The organism is Variovorax robiniae (assembly GCF_037889955.1).
GTDB lineage: Bacteria > Pseudomonadota > Gammaproteobacteria > Burkholderiales > Burkholderiaceae_C > Variovorax > Variovorax robiniae.
The window spans coordinates 13,604-30,761 of sequence record NZ_JBBKZS010000037.1; the positions used below are offsets into that span (position 1 = coordinate 13,604).

Sequence of the window (17,158 nt, forward strand, 5' to 3'; positions counted from 1 at the left end):
TCCTGGTAACGCGCATCACTTTCGCGTCGCGCGCGACGGCGTCCTGCGTCGCTTCGCGGCAGCCTGATAGATCCGCATCAACGGCGCGGCAGACGCACCGTGCAGGAGAACTGATGCCGCGACTGCAACGAGTACAGGCCCCATGATGTCGCTGCTCGTCGCAAGCGACGGGTTGCGGTTGGTTGCATAGGCGAGGTAGTACACCGATCCGACGCCGCGAATCCCGAACCAGGCGGCAAGACGCCTTTGCGAGTAATTCCAGCGGCCTCGAAACGTCGTGACATAAATCGCCAGCGGGCGGGCCACCGCAATCAGTATGGCGGCGACCACTACGTTCCTCCAGGTCAGCATCGTGGGTCGCAACAGGCACCCGATCGCGAGCATGGCCGCCAGCTCGACGAATTTCTCGAGTTCCTTGGCAAAACCCAGCACCTCCCGGGTCATGGCGTCAGCGGTCTTCGCTTGGGTCACAGCGGCCACCTTGCTCTCCTTCCCGGGCAGAGAGCGATCGACGGAGGAAGGCGAACGGGCCAGCTTTTCTTCCGCGTCAGCCTTGGCTGCGCGTTCGACATGGCGCATGCTGAGGCCGGCCACAAAGACTGCGAGAAATCCCAACACATTCGCGCGCAACGCAATGCCATAGGTCAGAGCGATCAGTCCCAGCGCAAGAAAGCTTTCCATCCCCAGCGCCTGTTGCCTGGTGGTTTGGAGGAAGAGCGTCAGTCGGGTGAAGGCTGCACCGCAGGTCCAACCCAGTGCCAGTCCCCCAATGACTGCCCACAGGATGTCAGTCGTGAGCCAGCGCATTCCCGCTGGACCGAGATCGCCGGCACCCATGAGTCCGAGCGCAAGAACGACCAGAGGAAAGGCGGTGCCATCGTTGAGGCCGCCCTCGGCGGTCAGGCCGAATCGCAGATCGTCCGTGTCTTCTTCGTGCCTGACTTGGACGTCGGATGCCAGGACGGGATCGGTAGGCGCCAGGATGGCGGCCAAGAGCAAAGCGTTCGGCCAAGACCAATGTAAGGCGACAGCCAAGCCCGCCATCGGCGCAACCGTGCAGAGCATGGTCACGGTGGCCAGCAGCGCGGGCAGTCTCCAACTGGAGAACTGGGTCCGGATCTGCAATCGCAGACCGACGGCGAACAAGGAGATCAGGAGCGCTACCTCGCAGATCGTTTCGACAACCTTCGTGTCGTGCTCGAGGCTCAGTTGCAACCACCCCAGGCAAGCAGGCCCGATCGCGAAGCCGATGCCCATGTAGAGCGCCGCGGCGCTGATGGGAAGCTTTTTCAGGAACGATCCTGAAAGCGCCATCAGCATGAGCAGCGCGCCTATCAGCAGATTCCAGGTGGCGAAGTTCATGCTTGATGGCTCGGGTGGAAGTGACGAGCGTCGCGGGCGGCTTCGAGGAAGCCGTGACTTGGTAGCCGCTCGACGTTGTAGCTTCCGCAGCGGCCCAGGTGAGGATCGCACCGCGAGCTATGGTGCGATCTCTCCTACCGTTGGGTTTGATCCCATGGGCTTGTTGTGGGCCCCTTCAGCGCTCCTTGCCAATCACCGAGATTTTTCCATCCCGCTCGAGCATGGCGAGTGCAACCTCGTCGATCTGGCGGGCGCCAAGCTTCTGCCGCACTGCTTCAGCGAGGTTGCGTTGCGTCAACAGCGCCCGACTCACAAGATCCTCGAGACCTTGCCATCGAACACATGCCAACGCGAGCAGCCGGTGCAGAAGAGCCAGTGCCGCAGCAGCGGCGATGGTGGCCCAGATTGGCGAGGCGCCGACCACCGCACGACTCAACACGGCGCCCAGCAGGACCGTGGTACATGCATCGAACGGACTGCTCTGGCCAAACGAGCGGCGCCCCGATGTGCGGATGAGAAGCAGCGCAAATACAAAGATCGCCACGGCGCGGGCGGCCATCTGCCACACCTCGAGATCGGCCCCTTCGCCGAACAGCCAATGGATGAAGGCTTGCACAATGGTTCCTCAAATGTTGTTCCCAGGAGGTCACTATGTATCGCATCGGCGCGGGATTGGTGGAAGTCAAGCTGGAGGACTTGCGTCCGACCCAGATGACGGTCGGCTTCAGGGAGGGCCGAAAAGCGCGCTTCGTGGGCAAAGCTCAAGCCTGCCAAGCGCCGGGAGGCGATGCGCAATGAGCTCTTCCCGGCAGTCATCGGGCCGAAGAAGACCTACTACATCCTTGACCACCACCACGCCGCTGTGGCGCTCGTCCAGGAGAAATCCGACCGCGTCGCGGTCGGCGTGGCCAAGGATTTGTCGCATTTGAAGCCAGCGTCGTTCTGGATCTTCCTCGATCACTTCAGCTGGGTGCATCCTTACGACGACAAAGGCAGGCGTCGTCCGTTTGACGACATGCCCGACACGTTCGAGCAACTGAAGGATGACCCGTTCCGCAGCTTGGCGGCCGACGTGCTTGAAGCCGGGGGCTTCGCCAAGCCGGACGAGCCCTATGTCGAGTTCCTGTGGGCCAACTTCTTCAGGGACGAAATGGCCGCAAAGTCGGCAGACCATCCAGGGAAGGCGTTGTCCAAGGCGCGCAGGTTGGCGAAGTCGAAAGCGGAGTGACACCTTCCCGGGTGGCCCGGCAAGGCCTGACTCCTCGAGGCGGCGCACCAACCAATTGCTACCAATGTCCCCCAGTTTGAGCGCTCCGGGCGGCTTGACCCGTCTTGCAGCCGCGACGGGCGTGCGCCCGGTGTCGTGCGCGTGCCGAGCTGACGGGGGCTCACGCGGTATCAGCGGATGCCTTCGCGTGAGGCCACAGAACGCCCATCGCGTGACCAGACCTGCAACAGGAAGTCGCGTTCCGCATGCGCGACAAGGCGCGGCAGGCCGATCTCAGCCAGCGTCGCATGCACGCGAGCAGTGCTCTGCGCGCGGTCGCTGAAGTCCGGTCGCCAGTCGCAAGCGACCAGCGTGCCGTCCGGTGCAAGGGTTGCCGCGCAGAGGGCTGCGACCTGCTGCATCGCGCGTGGCTCCAGGAAGTAGCCGACCTCGCTGAGCACGATGAGGTCGAAGGGCGCCTCCGCCACGGGCCAGTCGACGGGCAGGCCGTGCGCTTCGACACGCACGTTCACGAGCCCTTCCGTGCGGCGGCGCGCAGCCGCCACTGCCTTTGGCGAAAAATCGCTTGCGAGCACCGCATCGCAGCGCCGCGCCAGTTCCACCGTGAGTTCAGCGGCGCCGCAACCCGGCTCGTAGGTACTCCCGAATCGCACACGTGGCAAGCTCGCCAAAAGGATGGCGCGCTTGCGCTGCTCGTACCAGCGGTCGCGCAGTCCGTAGGGGTCGTCGGTGGCGCCGTAGAGGCCCTCGAAGTAGTCCTTGCGCTGCTCGCTCATGTGAAGAAGACCTCGAAGGGGCGACGCGCACGCGCCACAGTGCTGGCACGCAGGACCGGCTGCGCGCCGGTGCTGTCGTCCGGCTGAAGTTGGCTCTGGAAGGCCAGCGTCGCGCGAATCTTTCGGGGCAATGCGTTCGCATCAAGTTGCAGGCGACAGGCGCCCGCCCACGGCATTCGTGGATCGCCCGGTGCGGCCCAGTGCCACGCCCACACTGGCACCTCGACCAACCTCGCCCCCGCCTGCCGGGCGGCGTGAGCGCTGGCGTAGCCGGCCGCTTCGTGGTGGGGATGGCCATCGAGGTGCCACGTCGTGAACACGACATCGCCCGGCCGCAACAAGTTCAGGAGCTTGTCTTCGAGTACGGACCGCTTCTCCGACAGCCGCCCGTCGGGCAAGCCCAGACGCAAGGGAGGCTGCAACAGGCCGAGCTGTGCCAACGCGCGCCGGCTTTCGAGCGCACGCACGCGACAGAGGTTCTCGGGCGTCCAGCACTCGATCCAGGATGGCTTGCCGTGCCATCGGTCACCGCGATGACGCAGACTTCCCGGTCGCTCTCGGCGAGTTGGGCCAGCAGCCTGCCCACCGAAAGCACCTCGTCGTCGGGATGGGGTGCCACGACCACGGCGCGTGCGCCTTGGGGAACGAGCAATTCGGACGTGACGGACGGCAGGTCCGCGCTGTCGATCCACGGCAGCCAGTCGCACTCCGGCGTACCGTCGCCCTGGTCGATCAGGCGATCGCAGCGCATCACAGCGCATCACAGCGTCCAGGGATCAGGGCCAGGCTGGACCACACGTTGGCCCAGCGCCGCAAGGTCGCGTTCTGCATGGCTCTGGCGCATGTAGACGGGCAGGTCGGCCATCGCCCTGGCAAACCTGGCATTGCGACACAGCGGACCGGCGCCCAGCGCGCGGCCCGCATGGTGCATCACCTTCTCGGCGGCGGCCTCGACAGCGAGCCGGGTACGCAGCGCCAACGCCTCAACGTTGGCGCGAGGATCCGCGTCGATGGCCGCAGCCGCTTCGCGCAGCAGGGTGGCCGCGCCGGCCATGGCCACATCGATTGCCCCCAGGTGCGCGAGCCGGTGCGGATCGCGGCTCGTCGCCGACAGTTCTCGAGCCGTCTGCGCAATGCCCAGCGCGCCGCCGAACCAGCACGCTGCGATTCCCGCGCCACCGTGCCAGAAGCCGGGCCGCCTTGTGTAGTCGCCGGGCAAGCCGACGAGCACGCCATGCGCATCGTTGAACTGCACGTCCACGCTGTGCGAAGCCGCCATACCCACGGCCTGCCATCGGGACTGCGTGACATGCACACCCGGCCGCCGGATCGCGACCGCGGCAAGGCATGGCTCGCCGGCTTCGTTCCAGCCGCTGACCACGGCATGGGTCACGCTCGCCGCGCCTGAGCACCAGGCCTTGGTGCCGCGGATCAGGATCCCGTTCCCCTTGCCCTGCGCCACGAACGCCAGTCGTGCGTCCGGCGGCTCGGCACACCAGGTGCCCCAAAGGGATTCGTCTGGTGGCGCGGGCCCTTCGAGTTCCTCCAGGATGGCCAAGGCGTCGGTGTGCCCTTCGAACAGCTTCACGAGCGAGAGATCGTGCGCCGCCACCGCAGCAAGCCGGCGCCATCGCACCAGTGTCTGGCCGCAGCCTGGCACGGGCAATCGGTCGAGGCCCGTGGCCACCAACTGCGCCAACGTGAGACCTTCGCCGTGCTCGCGCTGCAGGCGAATCAAGTCGTCGCCACGGGTGGCCCCGTCGGGGGACTTGTCGCGAAGTATGGGCGTAGCTTCATGCATCGGCGCACTCTAGTAGGCGCCGCTGGGGCACTCCGTCGGGTCACGGGGGCGCCGACTGTAGGAAAGTCCGCCGAGGCGCAGGAGCGGACTTGGTCGCGCTCCAACCCTTGATCCCCGTCCATGAACGCGCACGCAATCCGCGCTTGAAAGATGAAAGGTGGAGCGGTGGTCGCGAATTCACAAACGGCACAAGCTTCATGCCCGCGAATACGCCCGCGGACATGGCCGCGTTGCCCGTCGACGTCGCCGTGCGCGATAGGACTTGCGCGGCGCAGTCGCTTCTGGCTCGCGGCGCGCATGGGCTCGCCATCACCGACGCCGACACGCTGATATCGCGCGACTGGTTGCCCGACTAGGTCGACCTCGGCGCCGATGCGGTTTGCGGTCCTATGGTGCGTAGCCGATTGGGCGCCGCAGGGGGAGCACGCCACCATCGGCGCATCCGTGTCGGCCGCAGCGTATCGTCGAGCCGGGGCTTCAAGAATCTGGCCCGCCTAGAAGACTTGGCATTGATCGCCGCGACGCTCAAGGCCTCAATGCCGCAAATCGCTTGGAGCCAGCGGCAGCGCGTCAACGAGGCGCACGGGAAGATTTGTCGACGCCTTGCTGCAAGTCTTAACAGATCGGCTTCGAACTGGCACGTTTTGCTACCGTGCGGAACTCATCGCGCCAGCGGATTGGCGCGCTCTCCAAGCCTTCATCTCGGCTGCGCGGAAGTGCCAACGCGCCATCGAAGTCCGCTTTCGACAAGGCTTTCACTCGCTCGCTATGCCTTTCCGATTTCAGGCCGTGGAGATGATCGAGAGTCAACCTACACTTTGCGTCGAAGAGCTCTGCGGGCAGTTCCCACATGCCACGCGATAACCATCTACTTTGAGAAGGCACTGCATGAATCGCTTGCGCCGCCTCGCTGTCTATGTTGATGAGCCGATATCTGGCAGGTTCGTTTGGGAGTTGGTCGAAAGCGACGATAACCTCGGCATCTGGACCGCCATCGGCTGAGGCGAGCAGAGCTACACCACCTGGATCGAGGCCTACTACGCGGGCGCGCCGCGCTGATTGATCTCGTCGATGACGAGCGCACAGGGCCACGCGCGCTGGGGACTGACGACGACGCGGCAACTCTGGGCTGACGGAGAACGAGTACGGATGGGTGCCGTGTGCTGTTGTCGACTGCGAGCGGTGCTCTTTCCCACGGACATGCCATTGCCGGCTGGAACGGTGGGTAAGCCGTCGCTCGCATTCACTATGCGCAGCCCGGTCGACGCGGCCGGCGAGCAAGGCGCTTCCGGTCTGGCTCGCGAACGGACGTGGGTGGGAAGTGAAACGGTTGTGCTTCTGCGGTGGCCACCGACGACTGAAACATGCCTTTCAGATCGCGCCAACATCGCCCGTCACCGGCAGGACGATGCCGGTGATGTAGCTGGCGCATACAGGGGACGCGAGGAACACGTAGGCGGGTGATAGTTCCTCAGGCTGAGCGACGCGTTTGAAGGCGGTGTCGCGGCCAAACTTCTTCACATCGCCGGCTCGCTTGTCGGCAGGATTGAGCGGAGTCCACACCGGTCCTGGGGCGACCGCATTGACGCGAATGCCTTGGTCGATGAGGTTCAGTGCGAGGGCTTTGGTGAATGCGTGGATGGCGCCCTTGGTGGCGGAGTAGTCAAGCAGATTGCGACTTCCGCGCAATCCGGTGCGCGATCCCGTATTGATGATGGAGCCACCGTTGCGCAGATGCGGCACCACGGCGCGCGCCATGCGCATGTAACCCCCGATGTTCGTTTGCAGCGTGAGATCAATGCGTTCGTCACTGATGTCCTCAAGCTTGTCAGCGTGCATCTGGAACGCGGCATTGTTGACCAGGATGTCAATCTTCCCAAAAGCCTTGAGCGTTTGCCGTGCTGCGCGATCGCAAAAGGCACTGCGCCGCACGTCGCCGGCAATGAGAATGCAGCGGCGGCCCTCGGCCTCGACGGAAAGCCTGGTCTCCTCGGCGTCCACGTCCTCGCTGAGGTACACGACGGCGACGTCGGCCCCTTCGCGGGCGAACAGCACGGCCACCGCCCGTCCGATGCCCGAGTCGCCGCCCGTGACGATGGCGCTCATGCCGTCGAGCTTGCCGCTGCCCTTGTAGTCGGGCGCCATGAATCGCGGCTTGAGTTGCATCTTCGCTTCCCGGCCCGGTTTTCGGTGTTTCTCTGGCGGGAGGCGACTAGGCTGCACGCGCGTACCCGCTTGGACCGCTCGGGTGGATTTCTTGGCCGCCGGCGTCTTCCGGTCCTGGTCATCCTGCTTTTTCTGAATCTCAGCATGGCGGCGCACGAGCGCCGCAGTGGAAGAACGGGGCATCTGATCAACCTTTCTGATTTCAGTCCACACGCTTGAGCGTCGACAAGTCGACCTCTCCGTTCTGGCTCGTAAACGTGGCACCGCCGGCAGCGGAGCCACCTGTCTGCGACACGCCGCTGATGCGATGGTCACCCGTTTCGTAATGCTCCAGACGGCCATTGCGCTCTACGGCCAAACGTCTTTGCTCGGGGAAGAAGTCATAGCGCATCCCGTCCTGTTGACCGCTACACGACGGGTCGTCCAAACCTTCCGGCCACCAACTGTTGTCGGGCGGGGCCATCGGCTTCATGGGCTTTATGGGCTCCATGGGCTCCAAAGGCTTCAGTGGTTCCATGCGTTGCATCGGTTCCATCGCGTCGCTCTTTACAAAAGGCACTTTCATGTGTGCCGGCCTATCGATCGCGCCTGGACCCTGAACCCACAATCGAGAACGAACTGGGACCGGCCGCGGGCTATGGACGAGCTATGAACACACCAGCCGCATGGCTTCGATGCGCCCGCCAAAACCGAGCTTTCGGATCAAGCCACCCTCGCGGCTGTTTGCCGGAAAGTTGACGACGCGATCGCGAAACATGCTGTGCTCGTAAACCTGCAGTGTTGCCTTCGGTCCGACCGTCACGCTGTCGATCTGGCGCTTGAGTTGCTGAGCGGTACCTTTGTCAAGCGTCGCCAGTGCCGCCGGGCCAACCAGGGTCGCCATGTCGCCTCGGAAGTCGCGCTCCGAATAGAACTGAGCCCAGCACCCCGAACTGAGGGCCGGATCGGTTACCACCACAGGCACCAAGAGGATGGTCGGATCGGGCTGGTTGGCAGTAGAGGCGACCTGCGGCGCGGGGCTGGAACAAGCTGCGAGCGTTGCAGCTGCTGCGATCAGCATGGCTTTGCGAATCATTGTTCGAACTCTTTGGGGTTGAAGAAGTACCCAGAGTAGCGCTCGCGCATACCGCTGTCCCTTGCCAAATATGCAGTCGACGCGTAGGACTGGGCATCGACCCGCCAAGGATCAGCGCCGCCGAATCGACCGCGCCTGTCCCCTCCTGCAGAAACAAGCACTTTGGCGTGGCCTTTCGCATTGCCGCGCTGGTGCACGAGCCAAGACATGATGGGTGCCGTCGCCCTTCACTTTCCCAGCCAACGATGACATCGTCTCCCGGTTCGGCCGTTGCCGTCTCGCTTTGCAAACGACGCGCAGACTTTGGATCGTGATCTCTCGCGCGTCGTGAGGCATCCCCGAAGCTAGCTCATACCTTCTAGAAAAAGAATGATCGCGCCCCGGATTGCCCGCGACGCGAATTGTCTTCACCTGAAGAGCAGGGCGATGATGATCGGAATCGGCACGCCGAGGAAAAATAGCAGAAGAGAACGCATGAGGACCTCCTTGAAATGGACAAATCAAAGGTCGCGGCGCCGGCCACCGTAGGTCCTTTCACGCAAAGCCGACCGCAGCCAATCGACAGCGCGGGGGGATGTCAGATTCGCCGCGTCCATGCGCCGCCGCCTCGCATTCACGCCTACAACGAATGCGACTGTTTACCGACGACGCCCGACACGGCCGCGCCCTAGCGTGCCTCACCCACGTTGGCCACAGGGAGTCCCAACCATGCTCGGAGTTGTTGTGCCCGCTCACAACGAAGCGGACCTGATCGATGAGTGCATCCTTCGCATCCAGCAGTGCGCGGGCAACCCGCGCTTGCAAGGCGAAGCTGTGGAACTGGTAGTGGTCGCCGATGCCTGCACGGACGCTACTGCATTGCTGGCCGCAAATGCGGGCGCGCTGATCGTCGAGATAAACGCACGCAATGTGGGCCTCGCACGCGCCATGGGCGCGGATTTTCTTCTTGATCGCGGTGCACGTTGGCTCGCTTTCACGGACGCTGACACGCTGGTCTCGCACGACTGGTTGGCCGAACAACTCGATCTGGGCGCCGACGCGGTGTGCGGTACGGTGGGGGTCGACGACTGGACGCCACACGGCGAGCACGCCGACCTGCTGTGCTGGCACTTCGGTGAAACCTACACGGATTCGGACCACCACCGGCACATTCACGGCGCCAATCTTGGTGTGTCGGCAGCAGCATATCGTCGAGCCGGCGGTTTCAAGAACCTCGCTTGCAGCGAAGAGGTCGCGTTGATCGCCGCCCTGGAAGCCTCGGGCGCGCAAATCGCCTGGAGCGCGCGCCCACGGGTGTCGACCAGCGCACGGCGCATCGCGCGCGCCGCAGGAGGATTTGCCGATGCCTTGATGGAGGCTGTCGCCGACCGGCTTCGCACCGGCACGTGTCCAGCCGTCTTGCCGACAACCTGATCCGCTGCCATGGAGCTGCTCGACTTGATCCAGTGGCCCGCCTTCGCGGCTTCGATCGCAGCGGCCTATCTTGTCGGATCGAACGACAAAGGTCGCCGCAACTTCGGGTTCTGGATCTTTCTGTTCAGCAACCTGCTGTGGGTTGCATGGGGATTGCACAGCAACGCATGGGCGCTGATTGCACTGCAGGTGTGCCTTGCCGCGCTGAACATCCGCGGTCTGGTCCAGACGGAGCCAGCCAAATGACCGAACTTGCCGATCTCTTCGCGAGGGAGTTTCCCGTGTGGCACATGGTCGTGCGCGGCACAGTGGTCTACTGGTTTCTGCTGCTTGTCTTCCGCTTCGTTCTGCGTCGGGACGTTGGATCGATGGGCGTTGCTGACCTGCTGTTCGTGGTGTTGGTGGCGGACGCCGCCAGCAACGCCATGCAGGGCGAATACAAGTCCATCAACGACGGGCTGGTGCTGCTCTCGACGCTCATCGCCTGGAACTTCGGCCTGGACTGGTTGAGCTTCAGGTTCGCCTGGGTCGCGAAACTCCTCGAGCCACACGCCGAAGTGCTGGTCCGCCATGGCAGGGTGAACCGCAAGGCGATGAAGCGCGAAATGATCACGATGGAAGAGCTCGAGGGCAAGCTGCGCGAAGGCGGGGTCGAATCGCTGGCCGAGGTCCGCATCGCACGGCTGGAGAGCGACGGCCAACTGAGCGTCTTCACCGTCGACGGGCGCAGGCGCGGCGACGATGTGCAGAACAGCAAGCCGCCTGGCCGGTGATCGCCATGGCAACTCATTCCTTCAATGCAATGGCTCATGTTCACCGTCTGCGTCTCGGTTGCGCGGGCTGGAGCGTGCCACGCCCCTTCGCGGCGGCCTTTGGCGACGGGACCTCGCAGCTCGCCCGGTACGCCACTCGATTCAACGCCGTGGAGATCAACAGTTCGTTCTACCGACCGCATCGCCGGCAGACCTACGAACGTTGGGCCGCGAGCACGCCGCCCGACTTCGCCTTCAGCGTCAAGCTCCCACAGGCCATCACGCACGAGTTGCGCCTGGTTCGCACGATGCCCGTCTTCGATGCGTTCTGGGATCAGGTCCAGGGCCTCGGAGAGCGACTGCGCTGCCTGCTGGTCCAGTTGCCGCCCACCTTGGCGTTTGACGCGCGCGTGGCGGGCCGCTTCGGCACGGCGCTCAGACGGCGATATCAGGGACCGGTAGCGATCGAACCGCGCCACGGCACCTGGTTTGCACGGGAAGCCGATACATTGCTGGCAAGCTGGCGCTTCGGCCGCGTGCTGGCCGACCCGGTGCGCCATGATGCTGGAGTCATGCCCGGCGGATGGCCGCAGACTATCTATCTGCGCCTGCACGGGTCGCCTCGCATGTATTGGTCGCGCTATGAGGAACCTCTGCTCGGCGCGCTTGCGACGCGCCTGTGGACGGCGGTCACGGACGTAGAGCACTGCTGGTGCATCTTCGACAATACTGCGGCCGGGCAGTCGGTGGGGAACGCGTTGCGGCTCGGTGCGATGCTCGCGGCATCGGCCCCTGCAGGCAGGGCGCCCGACGTTAGAGCAACGTGACAAGTTCGTTTCGCGAAGGCGTGCGCTCAGCCGAGCTTCTCGGGTGACTGTTGCGCCATGTCCTGGAGCGACCTTTCGACTTCGCTTCGGCACGCGGAACGGCATGGACCCGGTGCTCGGTGGCGTACTTTTCCTACAGGACACGACGGGCGGCACGAGGAGATTTCGAGCTCCAACGGAATCAGAAAATGAACGTTCCACCCAGCACCATTGCGCCCCTGCCCTATCGCGCCGAATTCGAGCACCCTGAAGAAGGCGAAGAAGAGACCGCTGCCGAATTGAACGAGACGCTGCATGCCATCAGCGTCAAGGTCGCGCACGACGAAGGGCACGCCTACCGCAGCGTCCATGCCAAGCGGCACGGTATCCTGAAAGCCGAACTCGAGGTGCTTGCGGGGCTCCCGGAATCACTGGCCCAGGGTCTCTTTCGGGAACCGGGTCGGTACCCGGCGATCATGCGATTCTCGACGCCGCCAGGCGACTTGCTGGACGACAAAGTCTCCACGCCGCGCGCGTTGGCCGTCAAGGTGGTCGGCGTCGATGGCGCGCGCGAGCCCGGAAACGAAGCACAGGTCACCCAGGACTTTCTCCTCGTGAACGGCCCGGTTTTCAGCGCCCCCACCGCCCGCAAGTTTTTGAAGAGCCTCAAGCTGCTGGCCGCGACCACAGACAAGGCGCCGGGCCTCAAGAGGGCCCTGTCCGCAGCCCTGCGTGGGGTGGAGGCAATTCTGGAAAAGGCCGGCAGCGAGAGTGCAACGGTCAAGGCCTTGGGCGGACACCCGCTCACCCACATTCTGGGCGAAACCTTTTACACGCAGGTGCCCATGCTGTATGGCCAATACATGGCCAAATTGTCGATCGCACCCGTGTCTCCTGGGCTGCTTTCCTTGACCGATGCGCCCATCGATACCGACGAGCGACCCAATGCGATTCGCGACGCTGTCGTTGATCACTTCCGCAGCGAAGGCGGCGAATGGGAAGTGCGCGTGCAATTGTGCGTCGACATCGAGACCATGCCCATCGAGGATGCCTCTGTGCAATGGCCAGAAGACGCGAGTCCCTTTGTGACGGTCGCGCGGATTGTCGCCGAGCCTCAGCGCGCGTGGAGTGACAAGCGGGCCGAATTGGTCGAGGATCGCATGTCCTTCAGTCCTTGGCACGCACTCGCGGCCCACCGCCCCATCGGATCGATCATGCGTGTTCGGAAGGCCGCGTATGCAATGGCTGCGCGATTCAGGGCGGAACATAACGCGGTCAAGATCGAAGAACCGCGCAAACTCGACGAGTTTCCGGACTGAGGAACACCTCACGCAGCGCCTCCGGTACCGCTCGCTTACCCCTCTCGAGCAGCGGGCGAATCTTCGAGGCTTCCGGCGCGTCGCGGCTGCGCCTTTTACTCGTTCGCAGGCTTTGGCAGATACGGCGCGCACTTGAGCAGACGTGCCAAGTGAATTGCGGTGCGCACCATTGTCTGCGTGGCATCGGTGGTGGAGTCAGGCACGGGATGCAAGTCCCGATACTCGTCACTCGTTCGAGCCTCGCCGACCCAGTAGGTCAAGGCATTGGCTGCAAGTGAGAACCCAGGTCGTTCAACGCCTGATAGATCCCCGCCGACGTGATGTGCGCCGTCCTCATTGCCAACTACTGCGGCGGCTCCGACTCGGCCGTAAGAGGGGCATGCGTCCGTCGTACCCTTCTTGCGAGCGCTAAGGGCTTGAACACGACCGCTTCGGACGTTCCGGACTACGCGTGCCTGGCGGTGTCGCAGCGACACAGCGCGAGGTGGACCACCGGGGGCGCAGGCCACGGGAAGGTTGACACAGGACCTTGCCGTACTGGCAGCGCAACGCGCCAGTCCATGCGCGGAACAATTTCACGGATTCAGGTGTCGGGCGACAAGGGGTAGTACGAAGGCATTCACTGTAGTCAAAATTGATTACATGAAGAAACAAGCCCAGGGTTCCGAGGAGTGGTGGCACGAGAGGCCCACCAGGACTGCAGAGTTGTCGACGAACTATCAATCTCTCGGTGATGCCGGTGCCAAACCCTGCCATGTATGGACGAAGGCTGGGCTTGTCGTCGGCCTCATGTTTGCATTGGTGTTGTCGCTGGTCTCGATGATGGCGCGAGCCTGAGTTGTCATGGCGGCCAATATAAACACCCGCTGCCATGTTCGCTGCAGATGAGGCGCCCCGAGGAAGAGGACGATTTGGAATTCCCGGGTCGACTCAGCGTAAAGCAATCGATCGAGCTCGAGCGCCGAATGGAGAAAGAACGGTCCTTCAGCACCTGGGGCCTCAACGCGGCAGGGTTCGTCTTCGTGATCGCTGTCATCGTCGCGGTGATCATTCTTCGCAGTTGAAGCGCCGCGTCGACCACGATCAGAGATCCTCTAGCGCTGTGCCATCATGGAAACCATGCTCGGGTCCAGACTGAATGGTTGCACCATGGCGTGTCCCAAAAGCAAAAGGAACAGTTCGTGCGTCAGGCAGCATGCGGCACGCTGCGGCCCGCGCCGCGGCCTCGCACCGGCCGCACGAAATCCGGATGAAAGGAGCGCTTGCTGCCATCGGCGAACTCGATGTCCACGGCGAGCGCATCCGCGGTCACGACCTGCCCGATGCCATAGCGCTTGACGCGCACCGAGGCCTGCGGCACAAAGATCGGCGCCGTGGTCTTTGAAGGCTCCGCCTCGACGCGCGCATCCACCGGCGCACTCGATTGCGCCTCGTGCAGGGCGATGCGCCGGCAGTTGTCGCAGGTGGTGCAGCGCTCCGCGGGCGGCTTGCCTTCGAGGTGGGCGAGCAACAGTTGCCAGCGGCACTGGCCGGCCTGCGCGTAGAAGACCATGCCCTCCAGCGCAGCCTGGTCCTGCTCGCGCTTCGCGCGGTAGCTGTCCAGCATGGCGTGCATCGCTTCGGCGCCCACCTCAGGCCGCAGCAGCTTGAGGCTTCCATCGACACCCTGCCCCACGATGCGGCGCTGCTTCAGCAAGGCCAGCGCCACCTGCACCTTGCCGCGCGGCGCCTCCACCGCGGCTTGCAAGGCGGGCAAGGTCCAGGCGGCCGCATCCGGCGGCCCGGCGCGCAGCGCGGCATGGACGCTTTCGAGCTCCTTCGCATCCGGGTAGCGGCCGGCCATGAAGAATTGCTGCACCGCCCTGTCGCGCCGCAGGTAAAGCAGGATGCAGTCGGCCGGTTCGCCATCGCGGCCAGCGCGGCCCGATTCCTGGTAGTAGCTGTCGAGCCCGCCCGGCATCTGGTAGTGCACGACGAAGCGGATGTCCTGCTTGTCGATGCCCATGCCGAAGGCGTTGGTCGCGACCATCACGCGCACGGTGCCGGCCATGAAGGCGTCATGCGCGGCATGCCGTTCCGTGGCGTTGCGACCGCCGTGGTAGATCGCGACCGACTCGCCGGCCGCATGCAGCGCGTCATGCACTTCCTCGGCGGCCTTGATGGTGGCGGCATAGACGATGCCGCTGCCTTCGAGCTGCTTCATGAGTGCAAGCAGGCGCTCGCGCTTGTGCGCTTCGCTGGTCAGTTGCTCAACGGCATAGCGCAGGTTGGGCCTGAAGGTGCCGGTGTCGAGCAGGCCGGCACGGGGGATGCCCAGGCGCGCCATCACGTCGCGGGCCACCGCGTCACCGGCCGTGGCCGTGAGTGCGAGCACGGTCGGCTTGCCGAGCGACTGCCATGCGGTCTCGATCTCGAGGAATGCGGGACGGAAGTCATGCCCCCACCGGGAGATGCAATGCGCCTCGTCGACCACCAGCAAGGCGTTGGGTCCGGTCTTCAGCAGCGCCATGAAGTCCTCGTCCGCAAGGCGCTCGGGCGTGGTCAGCACGATCCTGGCCGTGCCGTCCGCAATGGCACGCTCTGCCGCCTCGATCTCCCCCGCCGTGCATTGGCTGTTGAGCTGCACGGCCGCAACGCCGCGGGCCTGGAGCTTTTCGCACTGGTCCTTCATCAAGGCGATGAGTGGAGAGACGACGACGGTGCGGCCATTGAGCAGCATGGCCGGCAACTGGTAGCACAGCGACTTGCCCGCGCCCGTCGGCATCACGGCCAGCGTGGAGCGGCCATGGAGGATTCGCGCAATCACTTCCTGCTGGCCCGGACGCAGTCGTCGCAGGCCGAAGACCTTGCGCAGCACGCGCTGGACGGCCTCGGGGTCCTCCGGTGCCTGCGCAACGGCGGACTGCGGCTCAGGCTTCGCCATCTTCTTCGTCATCGTCTTCGGAAGCGGCGAGTTCCTCCACCGACGCCGGCGCCGGGTCGTCGATGGACAGGGCCACGTCCATCGCATCCTGCGGCACGGTGCCGATCCGGTCGGGCAGGATGTCCGCATCGGTATCGGGTGCGTCGGCTTCGGCCGAGGCGCGCTCGCCGGTGCCGCCTGCGTCGCTGCTGCTGTCGTGCGAAATCGGGAAGGCGCCCTCCGCGCCCTCGTCGGGCAGGGCCGAATGATTGCGTTCGGTCTGCACGTCGCTGCCGCTGTCGCTGGTGTCGCTGGGGCCGAGTGCATCGACGTCGGTGCCGGCCGGATGCGTGGGCGCGTGCTCGCCGCCGAGGATGCTGCTGTTGCTCATGTAGTCTCCTGGTTCAAGTGCAGGGTGTCGACGTCAGCGCGCGGCGCCTGTCGCGCGCCAGATGACGTTGCCCACGTCGTCAGCCACCAGCAGGGCGCCCTTGGCGTCGATGGCAACGCCGACAGGCCGGCCAAAGGCTTCGCCCTGGTCATTGACGAACCCCGACAACACATCGACCGGCTGCCCATTGGGCTTGCCGCCCGCAAAGGGCACGAACACGACCTTGTAGCCCACTGGCGGCTTGCGGTTCCAGGAGCCATGCTCGCCGATGAACACGCCGTCCGAGAAGGGGGCCGGCAGACTGGTCTTGCCGGCCGGCACCAGGCCCAGTGCGGCCACGTGGGCGCCCAGTGCGTAATCCGGCGGAATGGCCTTGGCGACCAGGTCGGCGCGCATCGGCTTCACGCGATCGTCGACGTGCTGGCCGTAGTAGCTGTAGGGCCAGCCGTAGAAGGCGCCCTGCTTCACCGAAGTCAGGTAGTCCGGCACCAGGTCGTTGCCCAGCTCATCGCGCTCATTGGCCACCGTCCACAGGTCGGTGCCGCCGGGTGCCCAGGCCATGCCGTTGGGATTGCGCAGGCCGGTTGCAAAGAGGCGCTTCTGTCCGGTGGCCCGGTCCACTTCCCAGATGGCGGCGCGGCCTTCCTCGGCCGCCATGCCGTTCTCGGCCACGTTGCTGTTCGAGCCCACGGTGGCGTAGAGCTTCGAACCATCGGGCGAGGCGATGATGTTCTTGGTCCAGTGGTGATTGATCGTCCCGGCGGGCAGATCGGTCAGCTTCGTTCCCTTGGCGGTGATGCGGGTCTGCCCCGCGACATACGGAAAGCGAAGGATGGCGTCGCTGTTGGCCACATAGAAGTCCGAGCCCACCAGCGCCATGCCAAAGGGCGAGTTGAGGTTGTCGATGAAGACGGTCTTCGTTTCGGCCACGCCGTCGCCGTCGGCGTCGCGCAGCAGCACGATCCGGTTGCCCGTGGGCGCGCCGGCGCCCGCCCTCTTCTGCACCGTCTTCATGATCTTGCCCTTGACGCCCTTGCTGTCGTCGGGCTTGGGTGGTGTCGGCGCCGATTCGATATTGACCACCCGGGCCGATCGAATTTTGACCAGGGGGTGGAAGCCGACTTTTCGTTGGTCGGCTGTGCATAAGTTTAGTGTTTGGGTTGCTCG

19 protein-coding genes and 1 pseudogene are annotated in these 17,158 nt (G+C 64.5%); 9 read left to right on the forward strand and 11 right to left on the reverse strand.

Going from position 1 to position 17,158, the window contains the following annotated elements:
• Positions 1–15: 15 nt before the first annotated feature.
• The gene (locus tag WKW79_RS34800) at positions 16–1,362 is read right to left on the reverse strand and encodes a cation:proton antiporter (RefSeq protein WP_340339804.1); all 1,347 of its coding nucleotides are present in this window, start codon (positions 1,360–1,362) and stop codon (positions 16–18) included.
• A 175-nt stretch (positions 1,363–1,537) separates the two neighbouring features.
• The gene (locus WKW79_RS34805) at positions 1,538–1,921 is read right to left on the reverse strand and encodes a DUF421 domain-containing protein (RefSeq protein WP_340339823.1); all 384 of its coding nucleotides are present in this window, start codon (positions 1,919–1,921) and stop codon (positions 1,538–1,540) included.
• A gap of 92 nt (positions 1,922–2,013) precedes the next feature.
• Here WKW79_RS34805 and WKW79_RS34810 point away from each other — a divergent pair, with 92 nt between their 5' ends.
• Together WKW79_RS34810 and WKW79_RS34815 are read left to right on the forward strand one after the other, a co-directional pair.
• Positions 2,014–2,160 carry a hypothetical protein gene (locus WKW79_RS34810; RefSeq protein ID WP_340339805.1) on the forward strand — a complete coding sequence of 49 codons (147 nt, stop codon included), beginning with the start codon at positions 2,014–2,016 and terminating at the stop codon, positions 2,158–2,160.
• The gene (locus WKW79_RS34815; protein WP_340339806.1) at positions 2,150–2,590 is read left to right on the forward strand and encodes a ParB-like protein; all 441 of its coding nucleotides are present in this window, start codon (positions 2,150–2,152) and stop codon (positions 2,588–2,590) included. Before WKW79_RS34810 ends, WKW79_RS34815 begins: the two co-directional genes overlap by 11 nt.
• A gap of 170 nt (positions 2,591–2,760) precedes the next feature.
• Here the strand turns inward: WKW79_RS34815 and WKW79_RS34820 are convergent, their stop codons facing one another.
• The 3 genes and pseudogenes from WKW79_RS34820 to WKW79_RS34835 all read right to left on the reverse strand — a co-directional run bounded on the left by WKW79_RS34820 (position 2,761) and on the right by WKW79_RS34835 (position 5,167).
• Positions 2,761–3,366: a class I SAM-dependent DNA methyltransferase gene (locus tag WKW79_RS34820; RefSeq protein ID WP_340339807.1), complete on the reverse strand. Its 606-nt coding sequence runs from the start codon at positions 3,364–3,366 to the stop codon at positions 2,761–2,763.
• Positions 3,363–4,117, reverse strand: a pseudogene (locus tag WKW79_RS37150) (PIG-L deacetylase family protein). The gene WKW79_RS34820 and the pseudogene WKW79_RS37150 overlap by 4 nt, the downstream one beginning before the upstream one ends.
• Positions 4,118–4,126: 9 nt before the next feature.
• Entirely contained in the window at positions 4,127–5,167 is a 1,041-nt protein-coding gene (locus tag WKW79_RS34835) for an acyl-CoA dehydrogenase (protein ID WP_340339809.1), read from the reverse strand.
• Between the two features lie 89 nt (positions 5,168–5,256).
• Between WKW79_RS34835 and WKW79_RS34840 the strand changes: the two genes are divergently transcribed.
• Positions 5,257–5,523, forward strand: a complete 267-nt coding sequence (locus tag WKW79_RS34840; protein ID WP_340339810.1) for a hypothetical protein — start codon at positions 5,257–5,259, stop codon at positions 5,521–5,523.
• Between the two features lie 1,015 nt (positions 5,524–6,538).
• Here WKW79_RS34840 and WKW79_RS34845 read toward each other — a convergent pair.
• From WKW79_RS34845 to WKW79_RS34855, 3 genes are all read right to left on the reverse strand, one after another.
• Positions 6,539–7,516 carry an SDR family oxidoreductase gene (locus WKW79_RS34845; protein ID WP_340339811.1) on the reverse strand — a complete coding sequence of 326 codons (978 nt, stop codon included), beginning with the start codon at positions 7,514–7,516 and terminating at the stop codon, positions 6,539–6,541.
• Between the two features lie 19 nt (positions 7,517–7,535).
• The gene (locus WKW79_RS34850) at positions 7,536–7,898 is read right to left on the reverse strand and encodes a hypothetical protein (RefSeq protein ID WP_340339812.1); all 363 of its coding nucleotides are present in this window, start codon (positions 7,896–7,898) and stop codon (positions 7,536–7,538) included.
• Positions 7,899–7,979: 81 nt separating this feature from the next.
• Positions 7,980–8,408: a hypothetical protein gene (locus WKW79_RS34855; RefSeq protein ID WP_340339813.1), complete on the reverse strand. Its 429-nt coding sequence runs from the start codon at positions 8,406–8,408 to the stop codon at positions 7,980–7,982.
• Positions 8,409–9,116: 708 nt separating this feature from the next.
• On the opposite strand from WKW79_RS34855, the gene WKW79_RS34860 reads away from it, so the two are divergent.
• From WKW79_RS34860 to WKW79_RS34885, 6 genes are all read left to right on the forward strand, one after another.
• Complete coding sequence (locus WKW79_RS34860) at positions 9,117–9,821, forward strand: glycosyltransferase family 2 protein (RefSeq protein WP_340339814.1); 705 nt, start codon at positions 9,117–9,119, stop codon at positions 9,819–9,821.
• Positions 9,822–9,830: 9 nt separating this feature from the next.
• On the forward strand, positions 9,831–10,067 hold the full coding sequence (locus tag WKW79_RS34865) for a hypothetical protein (RefSeq protein WP_340339815.1): 237 nt from the start codon (positions 9,831–9,833) through the stop codon (positions 10,065–10,067).
• Positions 10,064–10,594, forward strand: coding sequence for a DUF421 domain-containing protein (locus WKW79_RS34870; protein ID WP_340339816.1), 531 nt, complete (start codon positions 10,064–10,066; stop codon positions 10,592–10,594). Before WKW79_RS34865 ends, WKW79_RS34870 begins: the two co-directional genes overlap by 4 nt.
• 5 nt (positions 10,595–10,599) lie before the next feature.
• Positions 10,600–11,400: a DUF72 domain-containing protein gene (locus WKW79_RS34875; protein WP_340339817.1), complete on the forward strand. Its 801-nt coding sequence runs from the start codon at positions 10,600–10,602 to the stop codon at positions 11,398–11,400.
• 188 nt (positions 11,401–11,588) lie between these two features.
• Positions 11,589–12,698: a catalase family protein gene (locus WKW79_RS34880; RefSeq protein ID WP_340339818.1), complete on the forward strand. Its 1,110-nt coding sequence runs from the start codon at positions 11,589–11,591 to the stop codon at positions 12,696–12,698.
• Positions 12,699–13,340: 642 nt separating this feature from the next.
• Entirely contained in the window at positions 13,341–13,535 is a 195-nt protein-coding gene (locus WKW79_RS34885; RefSeq protein WP_340339819.1) for a hypothetical protein, read from the forward strand.
• A gap of 349 nt (positions 13,536–13,884) precedes the next feature.
• Here WKW79_RS34885 and WKW79_RS34890 read toward each other — a convergent pair whose 3' ends face one another.
• From WKW79_RS34890 to WKW79_RS34900, 3 genes are read right to left on the reverse strand one after another with little or no spacing between them, the layout of a single operon-like run.
• Positions 13,885–15,633, reverse strand: coding sequence for a RecQ family ATP-dependent DNA helicase (locus tag WKW79_RS34890; RefSeq protein ID WP_340339820.1), 1,749 nt, complete (start codon positions 15,631–15,633; stop codon positions 13,885–13,887).
• Positions 15,608–15,991, reverse strand: coding sequence for a hypothetical protein (locus tag WKW79_RS34895; RefSeq protein WP_340339821.1), 384 nt, complete (start codon positions 15,989–15,991; stop codon positions 15,608–15,610). The genes WKW79_RS34890 and WKW79_RS34895 overlap by 26 nt, the downstream gene beginning before the upstream one ends.
• A gap of 33 nt (positions 15,992–16,024) precedes the next feature.
• The gene (locus WKW79_RS34900) at positions 16,025–17,074 is read right to left on the reverse strand and encodes a PQQ-dependent sugar dehydrogenase (protein WP_422824027.1); all 1,050 of its coding nucleotides are present in this window, start codon (positions 17,072–17,074) and stop codon (positions 16,025–16,027) included.
• Positions 17,075–17,158 lie beyond the last annotated feature (84 nt).